18 protein-coding genes are annotated in these 21,287 nt (G+C 76.2%); 10 read left to right on the top strand and 8 right to left on the bottom strand.

Annotation, left to right across the window (positions count from 1 at the left end; all coding sequences use genetic code 11):
- Positions 1-158 precede the first annotated feature (158 nt).
- Positions 159-1,385: an ROK family protein gene (locus tag ACF053_RS23400; protein WP_391955718.1), complete on the top strand. Its 1,227-nt coding sequence runs from the start codon at positions 159-161 to the stop codon at positions 1,383-1,385.
- A 302-nt stretch (positions 1,386-1,687) separates the two neighbouring features.
- Complete coding sequence (locus tag ACF053_RS23395) at positions 1,688-2,452, top strand: class I SAM-dependent methyltransferase (RefSeq protein ID WP_391955717.1); 765 nt, start codon at positions 1,688-1,690, stop codon at positions 2,450-2,452.
- A gap of 200 nt (positions 2,453-2,652) precedes the next feature.
- On the opposite strand, the gene ACF053_RS23390 is transcribed toward ACF053_RS23395, so the two are convergent.
- Together ACF053_RS23390 and ACF053_RS23385 are read right to left on the bottom strand one after the other, a co-directional pair.
- Positions 2,653-3,210, bottom strand: coding sequence for an ATP-binding protein (locus tag ACF053_RS23390; RefSeq protein WP_391955759.1), 558 nt, complete (start codon positions 3,208-3,210; stop codon positions 2,653-2,655).
- A gap of 183 nt (positions 3,211-3,393) precedes the next feature.
- Positions 3,394-3,714 (bottom strand): hypothetical protein, encoded by a 321-nt coding sequence (locus ACF053_RS23385; RefSeq protein WP_058940360.1) that lies wholly within the window; start codon positions 3,712-3,714, stop codon positions 3,394-3,396.
- A gap of 270 nt (positions 3,715-3,984) precedes the next feature.
- Between ACF053_RS23385 and ACF053_RS23380 the strand changes: the two genes are divergently transcribed.
- The gene (locus ACF053_RS23380) at positions 3,985-5,088 is read left to right on the top strand and encodes a PLP-dependent cysteine synthase family protein (RefSeq protein ID WP_391955758.1); all 1,104 of its coding nucleotides are present in this window, start codon (positions 3,985-3,987) and stop codon (positions 5,086-5,088) included.
- 170 nt (positions 5,089-5,258) lie between these two features.
- On the opposite strand, the gene ACF053_RS23375 is transcribed toward ACF053_RS23380, so the two are convergent.
- Both ACF053_RS23375 and ACF053_RS23370 read right to left on the bottom strand, forming a co-directional pair.
- The gene (locus tag ACF053_RS23375; RefSeq protein ID WP_391955716.1) at positions 5,259-5,714 is read right to left on the bottom strand and encodes an SRPBCC family protein; all 456 of its coding nucleotides are present in this window, start codon (positions 5,712-5,714) and stop codon (positions 5,259-5,261) included.
- Positions 5,711-6,568, bottom strand: a complete 858-nt coding sequence (locus ACF053_RS23370) for a DeoR/GlpR family DNA-binding transcription regulator (RefSeq protein WP_391955715.1) — start codon at positions 6,566-6,568, stop codon at positions 5,711-5,713. The genes ACF053_RS23375 and ACF053_RS23370 overlap by 4 nt, the downstream gene beginning before the upstream one ends.
- Positions 6,569-6,859: 291 nt before the next feature.
- Here ACF053_RS23370 and ACF053_RS23365 point away from each other — a divergent pair, with 291 nt between their 5' ends.
- Complete coding sequence (locus ACF053_RS23365; protein WP_391955714.1) at positions 6,860-9,217, top strand: hypothetical protein; 2,358 nt, start codon at positions 6,860-6,862, stop codon at positions 9,215-9,217.
- Positions 9,218-9,408: 191 nt separating this feature from the next.
- Here the strand turns inward: ACF053_RS23365 and ACF053_RS23360 are convergent, their stop codons facing one another.
- From ACF053_RS23360 to ACF053_RS23350, 3 genes are all read right to left on the bottom strand, one after another.
- Positions 9,409-11,859: a right-handed parallel beta-helix repeat-containing protein gene (locus ACF053_RS23360; protein ID WP_391955713.1), complete on the bottom strand. Its 2,451-nt coding sequence runs from the start codon at positions 11,857-11,859 to the stop codon at positions 9,409-9,411.
- A 150-nt stretch (positions 11,860-12,009) separates the two neighbouring features.
- Entirely contained in the window at positions 12,010-12,876 is an 867-nt protein-coding gene (locus ACF053_RS23355; RefSeq protein ID WP_391955712.1) for an MOSC domain-containing protein, read from the bottom strand.
- Between the two features lie 62 nt (positions 12,877-12,938).
- The gene (locus ACF053_RS23350) at positions 12,939-13,424 is read right to left on the bottom strand and encodes a DUF6643 family protein (protein ID WP_391955711.1); all 486 of its coding nucleotides are present in this window, start codon (positions 13,422-13,424) and stop codon (positions 12,939-12,941) included.
- Positions 13,425-13,671: 247 nt separating this feature from the next.
- Here ACF053_RS23350 and ACF053_RS23345 point away from each other — a divergent pair, with 247 nt between their 5' ends.
- Positions 13,672-14,967, top strand: coding sequence for a TerD family protein (locus ACF053_RS23345; RefSeq protein WP_391955710.1), 1,296 nt, complete (start codon positions 13,672-13,674; stop codon positions 14,965-14,967).
- A 4-nt stretch (positions 14,968-14,971) separates the two neighbouring features.
- Here the strand turns inward: ACF053_RS23345 and ACF053_RS23340 are convergent, their stop codons facing one another.
- On the bottom strand, positions 14,972-16,165 hold the full coding sequence (locus tag ACF053_RS23340; RefSeq protein WP_391955709.1) for a glycosyltransferase: 1,194 nt from the start codon (positions 16,163-16,165) through the stop codon (positions 14,972-14,974).
- 58 nt (positions 16,166-16,223) lie between these two features.
- Between ACF053_RS23340 and ACF053_RS23335 the strand changes: the two genes are divergently transcribed.
- From ACF053_RS23335 to ACF053_RS23315, 5 genes are all read left to right on the top strand, one after another.
- Entirely contained in the window at positions 16,224-17,021 is a 798-nt protein-coding gene (locus ACF053_RS23335) for a glutamate racemase (RefSeq protein ID WP_391955708.1), read from the top strand.
- 66 nt (positions 17,022-17,087) lie between these two features.
- The gene (locus tag ACF053_RS23330; protein ID WP_391955707.1) at positions 17,088-17,720 is read left to right on the top strand and encodes a hypothetical protein; all 633 of its coding nucleotides are present in this window, start codon (positions 17,088-17,090) and stop codon (positions 17,718-17,720) included.
- A gap of 419 nt (positions 17,721-18,139) precedes the next feature.
- Positions 18,140-19,753 (top strand): apolipoprotein N-acyltransferase, encoded by a 1,614-nt coding sequence (lnt, locus tag ACF053_RS23325; protein WP_391955706.1) that lies wholly within the window; start codon positions 18,140-18,142, stop codon positions 19,751-19,753.
- Between the two features lie 9 nt (positions 19,754-19,762).
- The gene (locus ACF053_RS23320; protein ID WP_391955705.1) at positions 19,763-20,245 is read left to right on the top strand and encodes an NUDIX hydrolase; all 483 of its coding nucleotides are present in this window, start codon (positions 19,763-19,765) and stop codon (positions 20,243-20,245) included.
- 55 nt (positions 20,246-20,300) lie between these two features.
- Positions 20,301-21,266 carry a 3-hydroxybutyrate dehydrogenase gene (locus tag ACF053_RS23315; RefSeq protein ID WP_391955704.1) on the top strand — a complete coding sequence of 322 codons (966 nt, stop codon included), beginning with the start codon at positions 20,301-20,303 and terminating at the stop codon, positions 21,264-21,266.
- Positions 21,267-21,287: the final 21 nt, after the last annotated feature.

Genomic DNA, 21,287 nt, shown 5'->3' with positions numbered 1-21,287 from the left:
ATAGGGGCCTGGTGGGCGGACCCACAAACCCTTTGCGCGCGCCCTGGGTGCCGGCCGCGCGCCGTCCCCGCGACCGCCCGCCCGCCGTGCGCGTCGACGAGGGGCCGAAACCGCGCACCCGGCCGGCCGGGAGCCGGGATCATGGGAGACTCGCCCCCATGAACGGCAAGGCGACGACGACCCGTACACGGCTGGACCGGGGCCGCAGCGCGCTCGGCCCGGCCCTGGAACTGGTGCACACGGGCCGGGCCCCCACGCGTGCCGTCCTCACCGCTGAGCTCGGCGTCACGCGCGCCACCGCCGGCGCCGTCGCCGCCGAGCTGGAGGCGCTCGGGCTGATCCGCGTCGACTCCCGCCCGGGGGCCGCGGCCGGTTCGCAGGGCCGCCCCTCGCACCGCCTCACCGTCGACGAGGACGGGCCCGTCGCCCTGGCCGGCCAGATCCACGCCGACGGGTTCCGCGCCGCGTTGGTCGGCCTCGGCGGCCGCATCGTCGCCACGGCCCCGGGGTGCGTCGAGGTCGCCGAGGATCCCGCCCAGGTCCTCGCCGCCGTGGTCGAGGCCGGCGCCGGGCTCCTGCGCGACAGCGGCCGCCGCTGCGTCGGCGCCGGCCTCGCCGTGCCGTCCGCCGTCGCCGAGCCGGAGGGCACCGCCCTCAACCCGATCCACGTCGCCTGGCCTGCCGGCGCGCCCGTCCGCGACGTCTTCGCCGAGCTGGTACGCGCCGCCGGCATCGACGGCCCGGCCTTCACCGGCAACGACGTCAACCTCGCCGCCCTCGCCGAGCACCGGCACGGCGCGGGCCGGGGCGCGCAGCACCTGCTGTGCGTCGCCACCGGCCACCGCGGGGTCGGCGGCGCACTCGTCCTCGACGGGCGCCTCCACACCGGCAGCTCCGGCCTGGCCCTGGAGGTCGGGCACCTCACCGTCAACCCGGGCGGGCGCCCCTGCCACTGCGGCAGCCGCGGCTGCCTGGACATCGAGACCGACCCACTGGCCTTCCTCACCGCCGCGGGCCGCGTGCCCGGCCCGGAGGTGTCCCTGCTCCAGCAGTCCCGCGACCTGCTCCGCGAGGAGCCGGACGACCCGGGCGTACGCGCCGCCACCGAGGAGCTCGTCGACCGGCTGGGGCTGGGCCTCGCGGGGCTGGTGAACATCCTCAACCCCGACCGGATCATCCTGGGCGGCCTCCACCGCGAACTCCTCGCGACCGCGCCCGAGCGCCTGCGTGCCGTCGTCGCCGACCGGAGCCTGTGGGGCCGTAGCGGAGGCGTCCCGATCCTCGGTTGCACCCTGGACCACAACAGCCTCGCCGGCGCCGCCGAACTGGCGTGGCAGCCGGTCCTGGACGATCCGACGACCGCCCTCGGCCGCACGATGGCGTGACGGGGCGGCGCCGAGCCCTCCGGGCCCCCGACCGAACACGGCACGGGCCGGTCAGGACGACGGACGGGACCGGTCCGGACCGGTGCCGAACGGACGTGATGCCACCGGACGCGGACCGGCCAGGCGCGGACCGACCGGGCGCGGTGCCGGGCGGACGCGGACCGACCGGGGGCGGTGCCGGCCGGACGTCCCGCCGGCCGGACGCGGAGCGCCGGGCGTGGCCGACCGACGCCGCCCGGTCACGGCGGGCCGGGTGGAAAACCGGGTTCCCGGCGGCCGTGGCGGACGTAGGGTGCCGAACCATGACCGCACCCGATCTTCCACCCCGCCTCACCCACCTCACCTTCCACGGGCCGCTCTCCGAGGAGCGCGCCGAGCGGCTCGTGGGCGAGCTGGCCGCGACACGCCCCTCGACCGTGCTCGACATCGGCTGCGGCTGGGGCGAGTTCCTGCTGCGGGTCCTCGACGCCGCTCCCCGGGCGACCGGTGTCGGCCTGGACGTCCAGGAGGACGACCTCGCCCGCGGCCGGCGCATCGCCGGTGAGCGGGGCCTCGGCGAGCGCGTCGCGTTCGTCGCGGAGTCCGCCCTCGGCACCCGGCGCGGCCCGGCGGACGTGGTCCTGTGCCTGGGCTCCAGCCAGGCGCTGTGCGACCCCGAAGGGCCGCACGACGTCGCCGCCGCCCTGGCCGAACTGCGGCGCCTGGTCACCCCCGGCGGTCGGGTGCTCATCGGTGAGGGGTTCTGGCAGCGGGTGCCCGCCCCGGAGGAGCTCGCGCGCATGTGGCCCGGTGCCCACGAGGGTGACCACCTCCTGCTCGGCGCCCTCGTCGACGAGGCCGTCGAGGCGGGATTCCGTCCCGTGAGGATCGAGACGGCGACGGGGCAGGAGTGGGAGGACTTCGAATCCGCCTACCGCTCCGACGTCGAACTCTGGCTGGCCGCGCACCCCGACCACCCCGCCGCGGGGGAGACCCGCGCGCGCGTCGACCGGCAGCGCTCCACCTGGCTGAACGGGTACCGCGACCTCCTGGGCATGGCGTACCTGACCCTGGTCCCCGTCGGCTGAGACCCCGCCGGCCGGTGTTCCCGCCGCCCGCCGCTCACCGGATGCCGGCCGCGGGGCGCCGGTGCCGCGGCCGCCCGCCCGCGACCGCACGCCGTGCCGCGGTCCGTCACCGGTGCCGGCCGCGCCGCCGCGCGCTCCGGCACCCGCCCACAGGTACGGAAAGGTGATCCTCCGCGCGGCCCCGCGAGGCTCCCGCGCCGTCAGCCCGCCACGGCCGACCGGACGGCGGTGTGGGCGCGCGCGGCGTCCACCACCACCTCGGCGCCGTCGCCGAACGCCACGGGCTCCCTGAAGGGTCCGCCGCCGACCGTGCCGTAGGCCGGGACGGCGGGGATGCCCACCGGGGTGGCCGAGGGGGCCGGCAGCGTGAACCACACGACCTTCCCCGCGTCGCCCTGCGGTCGGGCCCCCCAACTCTCGCTCACCGCCTCGATCAACGCGAGGCCCCGCCCCGACGTCGCGAGCGGGTCCGGCCCGCCCGGGGGCGGGGCCACGGCGGGCAGCCGGGGGTCGTGGTCGTGGACGGAGACGGTCAGCCGGCCGAGCAGGAACTCGATCTCGACCGTGCACACCTTGTCCGGTTTGGCGTGCTGGTGCACGTTGGTGAGGAGCTCGGTGACACCGAGCGCCGCCTTCTCGATCAGACAATCGAGATTCCAGTAGCGCAGTTGCGCCGACACGATTCTGCGGACCTGACCGATCCGCGACGGCAGGGCTTGGAGCTCTACCGTGCACTGCCTGCTGCTTGCCTGGCTGATCACGGCTGCGACTCCCCGAAGTAGGTCCGGAAGAAGACGAGGATCGGATCCAGTAGATGGCTGGCTCGTTGTCCGACGGGCTGGATCGCAGCGTCACCGCCGGTTCACCCTGAGTGATGAGTGATGTCAATCCAGCGTGGACCAGACGTGACCGCTCCGCAACTCGCGGCGACCGACGCCCCGTCAGTCCCGCCGGCCCCCGGCCCTGCGCACGACCTCCAGGAAACGGCCGGACAGTGCCGTTCCGGCGTCCGGCCGGCCCTCGCGCTGCCCCATCGTCAACCGGTACCGGGCGCCGTTCAGGGTCGCCACGGCCGAGCCCGGCGACGCGAACCACGGCTTGCCCGCCCGCACCGCGTCGACCGGCGCACTGTCGATCTCCCGGCCGTTGCTCGTCAGCAGCGCCAGCCGGCCGTCCTCGATGCGGACCTCCCCGGCGCGCGTCAGTGCGCGCGGCCACCGCTCGATCCGCACCCCCGTGGCGCTGAATTCGGGTTCAGTCAAGGCTTCGCCGCCCCCTTCGCACCAGTTCCAGGACGGACAGTCTGCACAACGACCCGCGTCCGCACCAGTGCACCTGCCGAGCCCGCCGTGCAAGGTCCGCCTATGGGTCGTCAAAGTCATCGTTTGCCCAGGTCGGGGAGGTATGTTCGATCCCTGGCCCCGGGGATCCACGGGGCGGAAGACGCGGAATGACGAGGAGTGGCACGCGTGACGACCGTTGAGCAGCCCGAGCCGGCCGGATCGAGCACCGGCGCGGTCGCGCCGGGCTCCGTGCCCGCCGCGACCATCGACGTGGACCGCACGGATCCGGCCTATCGGGCCTGGCTGAAAGACGCCGTGCGCAAGGTGCAGGCGGACGCCAACCGGTCCGCCGACACGCACCTCCTGCACTTCCCGCTGCCCGAGCGGTGGGGCATCGACCTGTACCTGAAGGACGAGTCGACGCACCCCACCGGCAGCCTCAAGCACCGGCTCGCGCGCTCCCTGTTCCTGTACGGCCTGTGCAACGGCTGGATCCGCCCCGGCAAGCCGGTCATCGAGGCGTCCAGCGGCTCGACGGCCGTCTCCGAGGCGTACTTCGCGAAGCTCGTCGGCGTGCCGTTCATCGCCGTCATGCCGCGCACCACCAGCGCCGAGAAGATCCGCCTCATCGAATTCCACGGCGGCACCTGCCACTTCACCGACGACCCGCGCCGCATGTACGAGGTGGCCGCCGCGCTCGCCGCCGACACGGGCGGCCACTACATGGACCAGTTCACGTACGCGGAGCGCGCCACCGACTGGCGGGGCAACAACAACATCGCCGAGTCCGTCTACCAGCAGCTGCGCCTGGAGCGGTACCCGGAACCCGCCTGGATCGTCGCCACGGCCGGCACCGGCGGCACCTCGGCGACCATCGCCCGGTACGTGCACTACATGCAGTACGACACCCGTGTCTGCGTCCCCGACCCGGAGAACTCCTGCTTCTTCGAGGGCTGGACGCGCGACGACCCGCAGGCCGCCAGTGACTGCGGCTCCCGCATCGAGGGCATCGGCCGCCCCCGGATGGAACCCAGCTTCGTGCCGGGCGCCATCGACCGCATGATGAAGGTGCCCGACGCGGCCAGCGTCGCCGCCGTGCGCGCGTTGGAGCAGGCCATCGGCCGGAAGGCGGGCGGATCCACCGGGACCGGACTGTGGTCCGCCCTGAAGATCGTCTCGGAGATGGTGGCGCAGGGGCGGACGGGCAGCGTCGTCACGCTGATCTGCGACCCGGGTGAGCGCTATCTGGACAAGTACTACTCCGACGGGTGGCTGGCGGAGCAGGGTCTCGACATCGCCCCGTACACCGCGACGCTCGACGAGTTCTTCGCCACCGGGGTCTGGCGCGGCTGACCCCGCCCCGGCCGGCGCCGTCCGCCCCGCCACCGGCGCGCCGCCCGCCCCACCGGACCCGTCCGTCCAGTCCCGCCCCGCCGGGCCCGTCCGTCCTTCCGGGCGCGCACGCCCACCGGGGCGGCCGGGTCGGGCCGGGCGGCGGGCGCGGTCGGGCCGGGCGGGCCGGGTCAGGCCGGGCGGCGGGCCGACGGGGCCAGGAGCCGGTCCAGCTCCCGGCCGAACACCCGGCGGCCCGCCCACGACAGCAGCGGGTCGCACCCACGCGGCACGCCGAACACCCGCAGCTCCTCGACCCACTCCACCCGGGCCCCCGGCCCGTCCGCGGTGACGGTGATCTCGGCCCAGCCGCGCACCACCCGCCCGTACTTCTCCAGCCGGCACACCCCCCGCGGGCGGTCCGCGCCCGGCGGCTCCCAGCGCACCACCCGCATCGGGTCGTCGAAGCCGAGCCTCCCCACCCCCGTACGGGCGCTGAACCGGGTACCGACGCCCGGCGGGCCCGGCGTCAGCACGACCACGCGCGTCAGCGGCACGTCCGCGCCGTGCGCCGGCCAGTCGGTGACCCGGCGCCACGCCTCGGCGGCCGACAGCCCCGTGCGCCGCCGGAGCCGGAAGACGCTCACGCCCCGTCCTCCCGCGCCGACTCGCCGGCATCCGCCCCCCGGCCCGCGACGACGAGACCGGGCAGGTGCTCCGCCATCTCCTCGCGGACCCGCGGCGGCACCCCCGCGTCCGTGACGAGCGTGTCCACGTCCTCCAGGCGCGCGAAGGAACTCAGCGCCACCGTCCCCCACTTGGTGTGATCGGCGACCACCACGACCCGGCGGGCCGACCGGACCAGCCGCCGGTTCGTCTCCGCCTCCGCGAGGTTCGGCGTGGAGAGCCCGGCCTCGACCGACACCCCGTGCACCCCGAGGAACAGCACGTCGAAGTGGAGCGACCCGATCGCCTGGTCCGCCACCGGCCCCACCAGCGCGTCCGACGGCGTCCGCACCCCACCCGTCAGCACCACCGTCGGCGCCCCCGGCCGCGGGCCGCCGCCCGGCACGGCGCCCGCCGCCGCGTGGAACACGTCCGCCACCCGCACCGAGTTCGTGACGACCGTCAGCCCCGGCACCTCCAGCAGCCGCCGGGCCACCGCGTACGTCGTCGTCCCGCCGGACAGCGCGATGGCACTGCCCGGCGCCACCATGGCGGCCGCCGCGCGCGCGATGTCCTCCTTCGCGCCCGGCTCCAGCGCCGACTTCGCCTCGAAGCCCGGCTCGTGCGTGCGCGCCTCCGTCACCGGCACCGCGCCGCCGTGCACCTTCTCGATGACGCCCTGCCGCGCCAGCGCGTCCAGATCGCGGCGCACCGTCATGTCGGAGACGTTGAGCCTGCGGGTGAGCTCGTTGACCCGGGCCCCGCCGCGCCGCCTGACCTCGTCGAGGATCAGGGCGCGCCGCTGCTCCGCCAGGAGGTTCTGGTTGTCGCTCACCGCAGTGGCCGGTCCTTCCGGGGTCGTGGGAAATCGGTCGTGGGTCGTCGGTCGTGGGTCGTGGGGAACGGGTCGTCGGCAGCGGCTCGTGGGGGGTGTGGGCCGTGCGCCGCCCGGTCCGCCGTCCGCGCGGCCCGCCGGGCAGCTCATCCTGCCACGCGCTTCGCACCGGCGGACCGCGGGGAGATTACGTGAGAAGCGTGCGGCGCGCCGCCCCGACGGGCCACGCTGGTGCCCCGCCCCGCCGCGCACCCCCGCCGCACACCCCTGCCGCAGGAAGCGAGCACCGAAGTGTCCCCACCCACCCCGGAACCGGCTCCGCCCGCGGCGGCGGAGCGGACGCAGCCCGGCGCCGCGCTCGAACTGCTCGTCCACGGCGTCGGCGGCCCCACGCCATGCGACATGCTGGGCGACCCGCGCACCGTCCGCGTCACCGGCGACGGCACCGCCGCCATGCACCGCCGGGCCGACGACGTGAGCGCCGAGACCGACCCGGACCGCTTCCGCGACGGCCCGGTCCCCGAGGCGTACTGCTGGTCCAACCTCACCTCCGGCAACGGCACCCGCGCCCTGTGGCTGTTGCTCCTGCCCTTCATGGTGGTCAACCTCGCCCACTGGATGCGTCCGCCCTCCTCCGGCACCGGCCGCGGCCCGGCCCGCCTGTACGGCGTCCTCGTCCGGCTCGTCGCCCTGTCCCTCACCGTGCTGCTGACGGCTGCCGCCTGCGAGGTCGCCCTCGACCTGACGGCGTGGCAGTGCGCGGGCACGGCCTCCTGCGTGGAGAGCCGGTCCTGGCTCGGCTTCCTCTCCGCGGCGGAGGGCGGCTGGTGGTCCCAGCCGGGCCGCCGGCTCGCGCTCGCCGCCCTCGTCCCCACCGCCCTCGTCGCCCTGCTGTGGTACCTCTCGCACCGCACCTGGTCCGCCTACGAGGCGCAGCGCCCGCCGCGCGGGGAGGACGAGCACGACGGCCGCCCCGCCCTCGGCCGCCCCGGCTTCTGGTACGGCCGGCGCCTGGTCGCCCGGCTGCGGGCAGCGCACACCGCCGCGGGGCTGCTCACCGTCGCAGCGGCCGTCGCCGGCGCCGCCGCACGCCACGACCGCGGCGGCGACACCGCCGGCGCCGCCCTCGGCTGGGGCATCGAGGGGGCCCTCGCCCTGTGCGGGCTCGTCGTCGTGGCCGTCGTGTGCCGGCGCGGCCGCAGCGAACGGCGCCTCGACAACCGGATCGACCGGGCGCTCGTGGCCTGGCTGCCCGGCTCCGCCGCGGCGCTCCTCGCCCTCGCCGCCCTGTACGCGTCCTGGTCCCGGCCCGAGTGGCGATCGGCGGGCTCCCTCCCCGGCGACGCCGCGTTCGGCGTGATCACCCTCGGGCAGGGCACCCTCATCCTGCTCCTCGCCGCCGTCGCCGTCCGCCTGCACCGCCGCGCCCCCGACCCGCGCACGGCCCTGCACGGCCTCGCCGGTCCGGCCGTCGCCATGCTGGCGTGCGCGCTCGGGGGGGTCATGGCGGGAGGCGTCGCCCAGCGCGTCGCCGACTGGCTGGACGGCCCGGGCACCCCGGGTACCGGCCGCGGTCCCCTCGCCGGGCCGCCCGTCCTGCTCAGCTGGCAGGCCGCGGTCATCCCGGTCCTGCTCGTCCTGCTGCTGGTCCCGACCGTCTTCCTCGTCGCCCGGACCGCGCACACCGCGCGGCGCCTCGCGCCCGTCGTCGAGGCCGAGTACGCGGGGGAGAAGCCCGACCGCGTCCGTACCCGCCGCATCGCCGGCGTCCGCGCCGCCGCCGGGCTCACCGACGCGGCACCGGCCCTCGTCGGGCTGGTCTCCGGCGCCACGCTGCTGCTCGGCGCGGGGGCCCTCGTGGGCGCCTGGGCCACCGGCGAGGTGCCGGGGGAGGCGTTCTCCGGGGCGCCCGCGTTCGTCGACGGCGTCGCCGAGGGCGCCCAGGCGCTCGGCTCCTGGCTGGTCGGCCTCGGCTTCATACTGTTCGTCACCTGGGGCCGCCGCGCCTACCGCGACGCCTCCGCCAGGCGCACCATCGGCATCCTGTGGGACGTCGGCACCTTCTGGCCGCGCGCGGCCCACCCGTTCGCCCCGCCCTGCTACGCCGAGCGCGCCGTGCCGGACCTGGCGTGGCGGATGTCGTCGTGGACGGGCCGCACGGGCGGGCGCCTCGTCATCTCCGGCCACTCGCAGGGCAGCGTCCTCGCCGCCGCCGCGGTCTGGCAGTTACCCGCCGGCACCCGCCGCCGGGTCGCCCTCCTCACCCACGGCTCCCCACTGGAGCGGCTCTACGGACGCTGGTTCCCCGCCTACTTCGGGCGCGTCCCGCTCGCCGACCTCCACCGCGAGGTGCACTGCTGGCGCAACCTGTGGCGCCGTACCGACCCCATCGGGGGCCCGGTCCGGCTGCCCGCCGAGGGCGGCAAGCCGGAGGTCGACCACCCGCCCCTGCGCGACCCCGTCGTCTACGGCCGCACCCACGACCACCCGTTGCCGGAGCCGATCCTCGGCCACTCCGACTACCCGGCCGACCCGACGTTCGCCCGGGAGCGCACGGTCCTCCTCGACCGCCTCCCGCCCGCCCTGCCGCTGCCGGTGCCCCAGCAGCGCACCGACGGCCCGGACGACGCCGACGGCGACCCCGCCTGAGGGGCGCCGGGCCGATCGGGTCACGCTCGCGGCGCCCGGCACGCGTCCTCGCGGCGTTGTCGCCGGTCGCCGTGGCTCCGCTGCGGCTCCCCCCCCTCCGCCGTACGGCCGCACGCGCCCGGCACCGCTCCCCGATCCGACCCGAGCGACACGACACCGCCTCTGATCCGACCCGAGCGACACGACACCGCCTAGGGCAGCTCCGGCAGGTCCTCCGGGTAGAGCAGGCTCAGGTCGTCCGTGCTCGCGCTGGCGAGCACGGCGACCCGGCCCGCGTGGCGCTCCACCATCGACTCGAACGTCTGGCGCGCGGTGCGGCCGTTGCCGAACGCCGGACCCTTCGGCAGCGCGTCGAAGTACTTCACGAGCCCCTCGGCCGTACCCGGCGCGAGCCGGTACTCGTGCTCCTCCGCCTGCTGCTCCACGATGCGCAGCAGCTCCTCCGCCGTGTAGTCGGGGAAGCTGATGGTCCGCGAGAAGCGGGACGCGACACCGGGGTTGACGGTGAGGAACCGCTCCATCTCCGCCGTGTACCCGGCCACGATCACCACCACCGCGTCCCGGTGGTCCTCCATCAGCTTCACGAGCGTGTCGATCGCCTCCCGGCCGAAGTCCCGGCCCGAGTCCTCCGGCGACAGCGCGTACGCCTCGTCGACGAAGAGCACCCCGCCGCGCGCCCGGTCGAACGCCTCCTGCGTGCGGATCGCCGTCGAGCCGATGTGCTCCCCGACCAGGTCCACCCGGGACACCTCCACCAGGTGGCCCCGGTCCAGCACGCCGAGGGACGCGAGGATCTCCCCGTACAGCCGCGCCACCGTCGTCTTGCCGGTGCCGGGGTTGCCGGTGAACGCCAGGTGGCGGCGGACGGACGCCGCCTTCAACCCCGCCTCCTGCCGCCTGCGCCCCACCTCGATCATGTTGGTGAGCGTGCGGACCTCCCGCTTGACGCTCTCCAGCCCCACCAGCGCGTCCAGTTCGCCCAGCACGTCGTCGGGGGCGCGGGCCGGCGCGGGCACCGCGGCCGCCACCGGCGCGGCCCCCGCCGCGGGGACCTGCGCGGGCACCGTACCGAGCACCCCGCCCGCGGCGAGCGCACCCACCGCCGGCGTGCCCCCCGCCGGCGCACCGACCGCTCCGGCGGCGACGGGCGCGGCGACGCCCGCGCGGCCGGCCACGCCGCTCTCGTCGCTCGCGCACTCCTCCACCAGGGGCCCGTCCCCGCCGAACTCGTAACCGCCGCGCGCGCACCGCTCCGTGCGGCACCGGCGCAGCGTCGTCCGGCACCCGTCCGTCACGTGGAAGCCGAAACCGCCGCTGCCCGTGACGCGGCAGCCGAGGAACGTGCCGCGGCCCTCCGCCGACACGTAGAAACCGGCCTCGGACGGGGAGGTGACCGTGCACCGCTCCACCGCCGGGTCGGCGCCCTTGCTCACGATGACACCGGTCCGCACCCCGTCGAAGGTGCAGCCGGAGAGCGTGCCGCCGCTGCCGTGGTCGCGGAACCAGGCGCCCGTCGCGGCGTCCCGCACCCGGCAGTCGTCGAGCTGGGCGGTCGCCCCGTCGCTGACCGAGACGGCGGTGTTGCGCACCTGCGACAGGTCGCTGTCCACCACGTCGACCCGCGAGCCGCGGTCCAGGACGAACAGCGCGTCCGGCACGCCGTGGACGCGGCAGGCGTCCAGCACGGCCGTCGCCCCGTCGCTCACCCACACCGCGGGGTAGTCGCCGGTGCTGTCGTGGATCTCGCACTGGTTGGCGTCGACGCGCGTGCCCGGGTCCCACACCGACAGGCCGTTGCGCCCGAACCGCCGCACCTTCGACCGGGTCAGCGTCAGCACGGACCGGGACCGCAGGTCGATCGCGTTCTCCGGCACGTCGTGGATGTCGCAGTCCGACAGCGTCAGCACCGCGTCGGTGTCCAGCGTCACCCCGTCCGCCGACGTGCGGTGCACGCTGGAGTCCGTCAGATGGGCGACGGCGCGCCCGCCGATCCGCACGCCGCTGCCCCGGATCTCGTACACCTCGCAGCCGACGGCCTCCAGCCCGCTGTCCTCCCCGGTCACGGAGATGCCCGCCCCCGACGCGTGGTGGATGCGGCACCGCTCGACGCGGGGGTGGGCGCCGCCGGTCACGGACAGTCCCGTCTGCCCCGCCGAGACGACCTCGCACTCCTCGAACACCCCGCCGGCGCCGTCCAGGACGCCGATGCCGACGCCCGCGGGGTTGTCGACGGTGCAGCGCCGCACGGTGGGCCGGGCCGCGCCCCGCACCTCCACGCCCACCGCCGAGCGGGTCACGATCCGCAGGTCGAGCAGTTCCGGGGTGCCGTCCTCGACGAGCAGCGCGGGCGCCGCGGCGTCCTGGCCCTCCAGGTGCAGGTCCCGTACGGTCGCGGAGGCGCGCACGGTCAGCGGTACGCCGTCGGCCGGGGCGATGCGCACCGGGCCGACCGCCCCGTCCGCGCCCCGCAGCGTCACCGCGCGCCGCAGGACGAGGTTCTCCCGGTAGGTGCCCGGGGCGACGGTCAGGACGTCGCCGTCGGCCGCGGCCTCCAGGGCCGCCGCGAGGGAGGTGTACTCGCCGGTGCGGCGCCGCCACCGCGACGTACCGCTGTGCGTCACCTGGACCGTGCCCTGTGCCATGGTGCTGCTCTGCCCCCACCTCGTGCGCTCGTGGCCGTCCGCCGCCCGGCCCGTCGCACCACCGTAGCGCGCACGGGCGCGGCGAGTTGCCCGCTCGCCCCGGGAGCCGGCCGGCCCCGGCACGGGGCCTCCGGCGTGGTGCCACGGGCGTCAGGCCGTCGGCGCGTCCCGCGTGGCGAGGATCCGCACCGGGTCGCCGACGCGCAGGGTGCCGGTCGTCTCGGGGACGAGGTTCTGCCCGAAGAGCAGCTTCTTGCCGAACCTCCGGTGCCGGGTGAGGGTGCGCAGCGGTTCCCGGCCGCGCACGCCGGTGCGCTGGTCGGTGGTGGTCACGACGCAGCGGCCGCACGGCTTGGCGACGCGGAAGGTGACGTCCCCGATGGCGATGCGCGCCCACCGGTCCTCCTCCCACGCCTCGGTGCCGTCGACGACGGCGTTCGGCCGGAACCGCTCCATGGGCAGCGGCCCCTCCTCGGGGTGCTCGCCCGCGGCGACGAGGGTGTTGAGCGCGTCGAGGGACGCCGTGGTGGTGACCAGGAGCGGGTAGCCGTCGGCGAAGCTGACGGTCTCGCCGGGCAGCGCGTACTCCGGGTCGACGGGGCGGCGCCGGGCCGGGTCGTCCATGTGCACGAGCCGCACCTCGGCGTCGAGGTACGCGCCGAACCAGGCGTCGGCGGCGGGGCCGGCGGGCACGGCGTCGACCGCGGTGCCGAAGACGTCCACGACGACCGTGCCGACCGCCGGGTCGGGCACCCGCACCGTGAGCGGCGCACGGCCGGGCCCGGTGAGCCGGACCCCGCCGTCGGGCAGGGCCTCGGCGGACGCGAGGGCCAGCCGGGCGTACTGACGCTGCGTCACGGCCTTGCCGTCCGCGCCGGCCACCATCCAGCGGCGGTCACCGGCGAGGCCCCAGGGCTCCACGACCGCCTGCGCGGGGGAGGAGCGACCGAGGGCCTTGACGGGGTGGACGTGCAGGGAACTCAGGGCGGGTCGGGGCGTGACCTCGTGACTCGGCATGGCCTCATCCTGCCAGCGGCTCCCGGCCCGCCTCCGGCCGGTCCCCGCCCCGCCCCCTTCCGTCAGTAACCGCCGCCCTGGTACGTCCGGTACGGGTCGTCGTACGGGGCCGGCGCGGGCGCCGGGCGGGCCGCGGCGGGGCGCATCGCCTCGTACCCCGTGGCCGCGGGGGCGACCGGGCGCATCGGCTGGGGTCCCTGCGGGCCCGGGTAGCCGTAGCCGCGCGGTGCGGCGGCCTGCTGGGGGACGTAAGGGGCGGGCGCCTGGTGCACCGGTGCGTGGTGCGGTGCGGCGGCCTGCTGGGGGTAGCCGTAGCCGTAACCGCCGTAGGTGGCGGCGGGCTGGGGGGAGGGGGCGGCCGGGAGGGCGGGGAGGGCCGCGGGCAGCGCCGGCAGGTACGCGCTGCCGGTGTCGTACGCGGCGGGCACTCGGATCGGGGCGATCTGAGGCGTGCCCCGCTCTGCGACGAGGGAGTCGTAGATCGGGGTGTCCGGGAACGACGGCGCGTGGTAGTACGCACCGCCGTACGAGGCACGGGGGGAGGTCATGGCCCTAAGTTAAGCCCCCGGTGTGCCGGGTGGAAGGCCGATAAGCGGGTTGTTTGACGCGTCTTGTGCGGCTGCGGAACACCAATGCGACGAACCCGGGAAAATCGGTCGCGGGGCGGCGTAATGATCGTGTAAAGCCCGAGCTGGCGAGGGGTTACCGACGAGTCTGCCCAACGGGGCGCCGCCGGTGCGCCTAACGTGGCCCGTACACACGCCACGAGGGGCTCGACACACGATGGGGGCGGGCATGTCCATGCTTAAGGGAGCCAACGTTCCGGTGCCGGCCCGGCCGCTCCGGGTCGAGCTGGGCTGGGAGGCGGGACCGGGGGTCCCGGACGTCGACGCCTCGGCGCTCCTGCTCGCGTCGGGCAAGGTGCGCTCCGACGCGGACTTCGTCTTCTACAACCAGCCGGCGCACCCCTCCGGTGCCGTGCGCCACGACGGCAAGCGCACCGCGGGCGCGTCCGTGACCGACGCCCTCACCGTCGACCTCCCGCGCGTGGAGCCCGGCGTGGAGCGCGTCGTCCTCACCGCGTCCGCCGACGGCGGCACCTTCCGCCAGGTGCCCGGCCTGTGCGTGCGGGTCCTCGACGCCGCGGACGGCACGGAGGTCGCACGGTACGAGAGCCGGGACGCCACTGTGGAGACCGCCTACATCATGGGCGAGCTGTACCGGCGGCAGGGCGCGTGGAAGTTCCGCGCCGTCGGCCAGGGGTACGGCACCGGACTCGAAGGGCTCGCGCGGGACTTCGGCATCACCGTGGACGACCCCCGGCCCGCCGTGTCCCCGCCCCGCCCCGCCGGTGCGGCGCCCGCCGCCCCCACCCCGCCCGCCCGGCCCGTGACGCCCGCGCCCACACCGCCCCCGCCGCCCGCGCCCACACCGCCCCCGGCGCCCGCCCCGGTGTCCCTCTCCAAGGTCACCCTGACCAAGGAGGCCCCCACCGTCTCCCTCGCCAAGCAGGGCGGCACCTCCGGCGCGCTGCGCGTGAACCTCAACTGGGAGGTGCGCAAGCAGTTCCGCGGGTGGGGCGCCAAGCGCGGCCGCGCCGTCGCCCACCACTCCGACCTCGACCTCGACCTGTGCGCCCTGTTCGAGCTGTCGGACGGCAGCAAGGGCGTCGTCCAGGCCCTCGGCAACACCTTCGGCGACCTGCGCCGGCCCCCGTACATCCACCTCGACGGCGACGACCGCACCGGCGCGGTGGCGACCGGCGAGAACCTCACCGTCAACCTCGACCACAGGGACGCGTTCCGCCGGATCCTCGTCTTCGTCACCATCTACGAGGGCGCGCGCAGCTTCGCCGACCTCCACGCGACGGTCACCCTGACACCGCAGCACGGCGCGCCCGTCGAGTTCTTCCTCGACGAGTGCACCGTCCCCTCCACGGTCTGCGCCCTCGCCCTGATCACCCGCCACGGGGACGACCTGGTCGTCCAGCGCGAGGCCCGCTACCTGGTCCCGGAGCGCGGCGTCAGCCCCCAGCGGACCATCGACCACGCCTACGGCTGGGGCATGAACTGGACACCGGGCCGCAAGTGAGCCGCTACCGCTCCGAAGCGGCCTGCGGCGCGCCGTACGTACGCCCCTTCCAGGCAGCGCCCCGCCCCCGGTGGTGCCGCAGCGCCGAGTCCACCGTCATCAGCAGGTAGAGGAAGGCCGTCACCGGCAGCAGCACGGCCCCCCGCAGCGGCTGCCGGTAGTAGCGCAGCATCGGCACGTACGTCCCCGCCATCACGGCCCACGCGGCGCCACCCGCCCACGCCGCCACCGCGTCGCCGCCCACGACCCCCGCCGCCAGACACAGCGGGGGCGCCAGGTACACCAGGGCCAAGCCCGCGACGGTGCCGGCCAGTACGGCCACGCTGTGCCGCAACTGCGCGTACGCGCTGCGCGCCACCATCCGCCACAGGTCCGCGAGCCGCGGGTAGGGCCGCACGCTGTCGACGTGGTCGGCCAGCCCCAGCCAGATCCGCCCTCCCGACCGGCGCACCGCCCGCGCCAGGGCGACGTCGTCGATCACCGCGCCCCGGATCGTCCCGGGCACCCCGGCCCGTTCGGCCGCCGCCGTCCGCAGCAGCACGCAGCCACCCGCCGCAGCCGAGGCGCGGGCGCTGTTGACCCACCGGAACGGGTACAGCTGGCAGAAGAAGTAGACGAAGGCCGGGACGACGAGCCGTTCCCACCCGCCCGCCACCCGCAGCCGCGCCATCTGCGACACCAGGTCGAGACGGTGCGAGGTGGCGGCCGCCACCAGGCGGCGCAGACTGTCCGGCGCGTGCGCGATGTCGGCGTCCGTCAGCAGCAGGAAGTCCGGACCGCCCTCCCCGTGCCCGCGCGCCACCGCGATGCCGTGCCGCACCGCCCACAGCTTGCCCGTCCAACCGCGCTCCGGCGGCCCCGGGCTGACCACCGTCAGCGGCAGCCCACCCCCGTGCCGCCACGCGCACCGCTCCGCCAGGGCCCGCGCCAGCTCCCCCGTCCCGTCCGCGCTGCCGTCGTCGACGAGGACGATCTCCGCCCGGCCCGGGTAGTCCTGGCGCAGCAGTGAGGTCAGGCTCACCGGCAGCACCTCCGCCTCGTCCCGGGCCGGGACGACGACGGCCACCGACGGCCAGGCGACCGGCTCGGCGGAGCCGCGGGGGAGCCGCTGGTCGGTACGCCAGAACAGGCCCTGCCCGAGGAGCAGCCACGCCCACGCGGCGCACGAAACAAGGGCGATCCACGCAATCACGCTCATTCGCGGCAGTCTGCCCCACATCGGGGCGCGTGTGAGGGCGGTCGGCTAGGGTGACCGGGTGAAGATCGCGCTCATGGACTCCGGGATCGGCCTGCTGGCGGCGGCCGCCGTGGTGCGCCGGCTGCGGCCGGACGCCGAGCTCGTGCTCTCCTCCGACCCGGACGGGCTCCCCTGGGGGCCCCGTACGCCCGAGGACGTCACCACGCGCGCGCTGGCCGTGGCCCGAGCCGCCGCCGCCCACGCCCCCGACGCCCTCGTGGTCGCCTGCAACACCGCCTCCGTCCACGCCCTGCCCGCCCTGCGCGCCGAGCTGGAGCCGGGCATCCCCGTCATCGGCACCGTACCGGCGATCAAGCCGGCCGCCGCGGGCGGCGGGCCCGTCGCCATCTGGGCCACCCCGGCCACCACCGGCAGCGCCTACCAGCGGCGGCTGATCGCGGAGTTCGCGTCCGGTGTGGACGTCACCGAGGTGCCCTGCCCGGGCCTCGCGGACGCCGTGCAATACGCCGACGAGCGGCGCATCGACGCGGCGGTCGCCGCGGCGGCCGCCCTCACGCCGGCCGGCGTCACCACCGTCGTCCTCGGCTGCACCCACTACGAGCTGGTCGAGGAGCGCATCCGCGCGGCACTGCGCCCCGTCACCGGCCGGGACGTCGCCCTGTACGGCTCCGCGCACGCCGTCGCCGCGCAGGCCCTGCGCCGCGTGGGCGCCGACCCGCGGCCGGACGCCACCCCGGCCGGGTACACCGGCCCCGCGCTCACGGTGCTCCTCAGCGGCCGCCCCTCCGCACTGCCCCCGGAGGCCCTCGCCTACCCGGAGGGCCACCTGCTGCTGGCACCCACGGCGGCGGCCTGACGGCCACCTCACCCGGACGCCCCGGACCGAGCGCCACGCCGGACCCGGCTCGGTAGGCTCCGCACCATGAGGGAGCCCCGGGACCCGGAGACGACCCCGCCCCGCGCCGAGCACCCCTCGCCGGACTTCGCGCCGGCCGTGCCGGAGACCTGGAAGGGACGGGCGACGAACCGCGTGCAGTGGCTGCTCGCCGCGGGCGGAGCCGCCTGTCTCGCCCTCGGCGTCGTGCTCGCGGCCGGCGCCGCGTGGACCGCGGGCGTCACCGCCGTACTGATGGCTGTCGTCGGCTGCGTCACCGTCGGGCTCCTCGTCCTCTTCGGGACCCTCGCCTTCGTCCACGTCGAACTCACCGTGGACCGGCACGCCCTGGAGGTGCGCTGCGGTCACATGGGGCTGCCGCGCCGCCGCATCCCGCTCGACCACGTGGTCGGTGCCGAGTTCCACCCCCGCGTCACCCCCCGGCACTGGGGCGGCTGGGGCTACCGGTGGCGCCCGGAGCAGGGCACGGCCGTCGTCGTACGCCGTGGCGAGGGCCTGGTCCTCACCCTCGGGGACGGCCGCAGTTTCACCGTGACCGTCGACGACGCCGAGACCGCGGTCCGGGTCATCCGCCACCGCCTGCACCTGCGCCGCAGACCGAACCCCCCGCAGCACCCCCGAGTCGCCCCGGACCGCGGCCCCCGCACCGGCCCCGGGTGACGGCTCTCCGGGCCCGGCTCCCGAACGGCGGCCACGGAGGCCGGGTGACGGCCCCACGGCGAGTGGCGGGGCCGTGGCGGGTCGCCCCCGCAGGGGGGTGGGGGCGACAGCGGGTCCAGTTCGGCGGTACCCGGGGCCGCCGACCCCGAGGAGGTGACCCACCGCGACGTCGCCCCACCCACCGCCCCGCTGGCCCGCCGCCCGACGGCCCAGAACCCGCCGCCCCGCCCCACCGACCCCCGCCCCACCGACCCACGGCCCGGCCGCCCCGGACCCGCCGCCCCGCCCCACCGACCCCCGCCCCACCGACCCCCGCCCCGACGGCCCCGGACCCACGCTCCGCCCCGCCCGTCGCCCGACGGTCCGGACCCAGCGGTCCCCCTCCCCGGCGGCCGACGACGCGCCGTAGACTCCGGCAGGTGAGCGCCACCATGACCCCCCTCGCCGTACCCGGTCCCCCCGAGCAGGGGGAGACCCGCCGGGGGCGGTGGCCGCGGCGGCTCGTGCGGCCGGGAGCGGCGCTGCTGTCCGGGGTCGTGCTCTTCCTGAGCTTCCCGCCACGCCCCCTGTGGTGGCTCGCGCCCCTCGCCTTCGCCCTGCTCGGGTGGATCCTGCGCGGGCGCCGCCTGCGGGCCGGGTTCGGCTTCGGGTTCCTGGCGGGGCTCGGCTTCCTGCTGCCGCTGCTGGTGTGGACCGGCGAGGAGGTGGGGCCCGTGCCGTGGCTGGCGCTCGTCACCATCGAGTCGCTCTTCGTCGCCGCCACCGGTCTCGGTGTCGCCGCCGTCACGCGGCTGCCCGCCTGGCCGGTCTGGGCCGCCGCCGTGTGGGTGGCCGGGGAGGGGTTGCGCGCGCGGGTGCCGTTCGGCGGCTTCCCCTGGGGAAAGATCGCGTTCGGGCAGGCGGACGGGGTGTTCCTGCCGCTCGCCGCGGTCGGCGGCACACCGGTCCTGGGCTTCGCCGTCGCCCTGTGCGGCTTCGGCCTGTTCGAGGCGGTCCGCGCGGCCCGTCTGCGCCGCGCCTCCGGTCGGCTCCCGCGCGCTGCGCTCGCCGTTGCCGCGCTCTCCGTGCTGGTCCCCCTGACCGGTGCGGCCGCCGCCCGGCCGCTGGTCTCCACGGCGGCCGAGGACGGCACCGCCACGGTCGCCGCCATCCAGGGCAACGTGCCCCGCCTGGGCCTCGACTTCAACGCCCAGCGCCGTGCGGTCCTCGACAACCACGCGCGCCGCACCGAACAGCTCGCCGCCGACGTCGCCGCCGGCAAGGCCGCGCGGCCCGACTTCGTCCTGTGGCCGGAGAACTCCTCCGACCTCGACCCGTACCGCAACCCGGACGCCCGCGAGGCCATCGACCGCGCCGTCCGGGCGATCGGGGTGCCGACGGTCGTCGGCGCCGTCCTCACCCCGGAGACGGGCACGCTGCGCAACACGCTCGTGCAGTGGGAGCCGGGGCGGGGCCCCGTCGCCACGTACGACAAGCGGCACGTGCAGCCGTTCGGCGAGTACATCCCGATGCGTTCCGTGGTCCGCCTCTTCAACGAGGACGTGGACCGGGTCAGCCGCGACTTCGGCCCCGGCACCGAAGTCGGCGTCTTCGACCTCGCCGGCACCCGCGTCGGCCTCGCCACCTGCTACGAGGCGGCCTTCGACTGGGCGGTCCGGGACACCGTCACGCACGGCGCGCGGTTGATCTCCGTACCCAGCAACAACGCGACCTTCGGGCGCACCGAGATGACCTACCAGCAGCTCGCGATGGACCGCGTGCGTGCGGTCGAGCACAGCCGCACCGTGGTCGTCCCCGTCACCAGCGGCGTCAGTGCGATCATCCTGCCGGACGGCGGGATCGTCCGGCAGTCACGGCTGTTCACGCCGGACGCCCTGGTGGCCGAGGTGCCGCTGCGTTCCTCGCTCACTCCGGCGACCCGTCTGGGCGTCCTGCCGGAGGCGGCTCTCGCCGCGGTCGCCCTGGGAGGTCTCGGCTGGGCGGCGGTCCGTGGCCGGGCCGCGCGCCGCGGGAGGACCGCACCGAACCAGTAGGGTCGTCGTATGGGGACCCCCGATTTCATCAAGGCTCTCAGGGCGTCCGCCGGGCACCAGCTCCTGCTGCTGCCCGGCGTCACCGCCGTGGTCCTGGACGACGAGGACCGGGTGTTGCTGATGCGACGCGTCGACGACGGCAAGTGGGCGTTGATCGGCGGCATCGCCGAGCCGGGGGAGCAGCCGGCCGTCACCGCGGTCCGCGAGGTGTACGAGGAGACCGGCGTCGAGTGCGTCGCGGAGCGCGTCGTCATGGTGGCCGCGCAGCCGGAGCCCGTCACGTACCCGAACGGCGACCAGTGCCAGTACATGGACATCGTCTTCCGGTGCCGCGCCACGGGCGGGGAGGCCCGGGTCCACGACGACGAGGCGCTGGAGGTCGGTTGGTTCGGCGTGGACGCGCTGCCCCGGCTGCACGAGAGCCAGCTGTTCCGGATCAAGCAGGCGCGCACCGACGCCCCCACATGGTTCGCCACCACCCCTGCTGACTGAAGTATGGGCGCCGTCCACATCAGCGAACGAACACCGGCTCCGTACGGTGCGAACCATGACGACGCCACCCCCGCCCACCGCGCCACCCCCGACCACGACCCCGACTGCACCCACCGCGCCACCCCCGGCCCCGGCCCCGGCCCCACCCTCGGTCCCGCCCCCGGCCCCGGCCCCACCCCCGGTCCCGCCCGCGGCCTCGACTCCACCCCCTTCGCCGGGCCCGGCCCCGTCCACGGCCCCGACTCCGCCCCGCCCGGTCGGGCTCGACCTGGCGGGCCGCACCGCGCTGGTCACGGGCGCCGCCGCCGGCATCGGCCGCGCCTGCGCACTGCGGCTCGCGGCCGCCGGTGCCCGGGTACGGGCCGTCGACCGGGACGCGGACGGCCTGCACGCGCTTCAGGCCCAGGCGCGTGACCTGCCCGGTACGGTCCGGGCGCAGGTGCTCGACCTGACGGACCTGGACGCGGCCGAGGCGGCGGCCGCCGGCGTCGACGTCCTCGTCAACAACGCCGGGCTGCAACACGTCCGGCCCCTCCAGGACTTCCCGCCCGAGGTCTTCCACACGGTGCTCACCGTCCTGCTGGAGGCCCCGTTCCGGCTGATCAGGGGCGCCTTGCCGCACATGTACGGCCAGGGATGGGGCCGCATCGTCAACATCTCCTCCGTCCATGGGGTGCGCGCCTCTGCCTTCAAGTCCGCCTATGTGGCGGCCAAACATGGTCTGGAGGGGTTGTCCAAGACAGCCGCGCTGGAGGGCGCGCCCCACGGCGTCACGTCCAACTGCGTCAGCCCCGGGTACGTGCGCACGGCCCTCGTGGAGCGGCAGATCGCCGATCAGGCGGCGGCCCACGGCATCCCGCCCGAGCGCGTCCTGTCCGAGGTGCTGCTCAGGGACACGCCCCTCAAGCGGCTGGCGGAGCCGGAGGAGGTGGCCGAGGCCGTGGCCTACCTCTGCACGCCGGCGGCGGCCTTCGTCACCGGCACGTCCCTGACCCTCGACGGCGGCTGGACGGCCCACTGACCCCGCACGACTCGGCGACCG

The organism is Streptomyces kanasensis, from assembly GCF_043077165.1.
In the GTDB taxonomy this organism is placed as follows: Bacteria; Actinomycetota; Actinomycetes; order Streptomycetales; family Streptomycetaceae; genus Streptomyces; species Streptomyces changanensis.
Note: the sequence above shows the minus strand (reverse complement) of the source record. Positions and strands in the feature narration are given on the sequence as shown.